General features: G+C 56.6%; 3 protein-coding genes. All 3 read left to right on the top strand.

Features of this window, described 5'->3' with window-relative positions:
• The coding region (locus D6877_RS29665; RefSeq protein ID WP_206662998.1) for a hypothetical protein at positions 1-203 on the top strand (203 nt) is incomplete at its 5' end.
• Positions 204-457: 254 nt separating this feature from the next.
• Positions 458-595 carry a hypothetical protein gene (locus D6877_RS29460; RefSeq protein WP_003222780.1) on the top strand — a complete coding sequence of 46 codons (138 nt, stop codon included), beginning with the start codon at positions 458-460 and terminating at the stop codon, positions 593-595.
• A 71-nt stretch (positions 596-666) separates the two neighbouring features.
• Positions 667-1632 carry a leucyl aminopeptidase gene (locus tag D6877_RS23920; protein WP_130912304.1) on the top strand — a complete coding sequence of 322 codons (966 nt, stop codon included), beginning with the start codon at positions 667-669 and terminating at the stop codon, positions 1630-1632.
• Positions 1633-1911: the final 279 nt, after the last annotated feature.

Here is a 1911-nt window from a genome sequence, read left to right on the forward strand (position 1 = left end):
ATTGCGCCTCCTTCTTGTTATTCGCCTGCACGACAGGCATGGGGCGCATCACACCTTGCCTGAGCGCTGGAAACAAGCGCGCCAGAGCCTTGCGTGGCGCCCGCACTGTCGGGTTTCGGAAGCTTTTCCTTACAGGGCGCCATAAGCAGGCAAAAGCGCACCGCTGGCGGACCGTTTTGTCACGTATTGTTTACAACGCGTAACGTAAACTTTCCGAATCAGAAATTTCCGAAGGACGTCTGCATCTTGACGGTCGCTAGCTTGCTATCGAATCCGACAACCCATTTTTCTGTTTTAAAACAAGAAAACTCATTTAGAAAAACAGAACAAAAAGTCTATTTAAAAATTAAATGGATAAAATTTTGCATTCGCAAAAAGCCTCAACTAGGTTTTTCACGTCTCACCGGCCACCTCGACCGGTCAGTCATAAACCGTGAAATTCTCTAGGAGATCGACCATGCAAGCACTGGAAAAAGACTTGGATACCGAACTGCAACTGGACGAATGGTTTGAAGCGCCAACCCATGAGGCCGCTGTGGAAATGATGCAAGCCGACGCGGTCGTTCCGTTCGGCACGGCGATGTGGCCTCTGTAAGACATCCCGGGCAGGCACGGTCCGGCCGGTCGTGCCTGCCGCTTCATTCCCCGGTCAGTCAGGGAGGATTCATGGACAAGCCCCGCGCCATCTCGCATTTCCTTTACTACCTAGAACATCACCCTGCCCTTGCCGGGCTCGACTCGGCGAAGGTAATGCTCGGCCACACCGCCGACTACGAAGCCCTGACTGGCGCCATCGCCGAACAGGCCGGTGAACATCCGCGCTTCCAGTTCAGCGCCAGGCGTCTGGACCTGGAAAGCACCGCAGCGCTGGCCGAGGCAATTGCCGACAGCGATCTGTACATTTTCTTCTACGACTCTTCCACCCTGCCCAACCCGCGCCCAGACGGCCCGGAGTTCGTTCGTGCGCTGCAAGCGGTCATGGCGGAAAACTGGAAGAAGTCGCTGCTGTTCAAGGATTACGGCGACTATTTCTACGACACTTTCAGCATCACCCCGCAACGCATCGCCGGGCTCAACAGTCACCTGATCCAGCGTATGTCCCAGGCGACCACGCTGAGCTTCAAGGATGACCACGGCTCATGGTTCGAAACGCCGATGAGCAGCATCAAGAAGTGGACCGACATCAACGGCGTCGGCAACTTCGACCTCGCTCCCGGCGAAATCGCCACCCACAGCGAAGCCATCAACGGCCATGTGAAATTCAAGGGCACCTTCCTCAGCACCATCCCCTTCGCGCGCAAGTACGGCGTGCTGGAATCGCCGCTGGAGCTGTGGATCGAGAATTCGACCATCAGCCGCATCGCCACCGACGTGCCGGGGCTGGAGCATGATTTCAACAAATACCTGGACGCCAACCCTTCAAACCGGCGGATTGAGGAGTTGGGGATTGGCACAAACGAAGGCGTGAAGGACCTGTATGCGCGCAACGCCGGGTTTGAGGAGCGGCATTGTGGGCTGCATCTCGGACTGGGCGGTGGCGCCAAGGGCAGTCATCACCTGGATCTGATCTTTTCTGGCGGGGTATTGGCGCTGGATGACAAGCCGGTGTTTGATGGGCGATTTGTGTTTTAGGCGACTGACACCTTCGCGAGCAGGCTCGCTCCCACAGGGGATTTATGTAAGCCGCAGATGATCGTTCCCACGCTCCGCGTGGGAATGCAGCCCGGGACGCTCCGCGTCCCTTCCAAAGCCGAACGCGGAGCGTCCGTTGAGGCATTCCCACGCAGAGCGTGGGAACGATCGGTGGGCGCCAGACGAAAAAAAACGCCAACCCTGAGGTTGGCGTTTTTGCTTCAGCTTGTAGCTTGTAGCTTGTAGCTTGTAGCTTGTAGCTTGTAGCTTGCAGCTTGC

Origin of the sequence: Pseudomonas sp. Sample_9, assembly GCF_004307535.1 — a bacterium.
Lineage (GTDB): Bacteria > Pseudomonadota > Gammaproteobacteria > Pseudomonadales > Pseudomonadaceae > Aquipseudomonas > Aquipseudomonas mercuritolerans.

Coding starts and splice junctions, on each gene's coding strand:
- D6877_RS23920 (WP_130912304.1), top strand. CDS start 667: ATGGACAAGCCCCGCGCCATCTCGCATTTCCTTTACTACCTAGAACAT.
- D6877_RS29460 (WP_003222780.1), top strand. CDS start 458: ATGCAAGCACTGGAAAAAGACTTGGATACCGAACTGCAACTGGACGAA.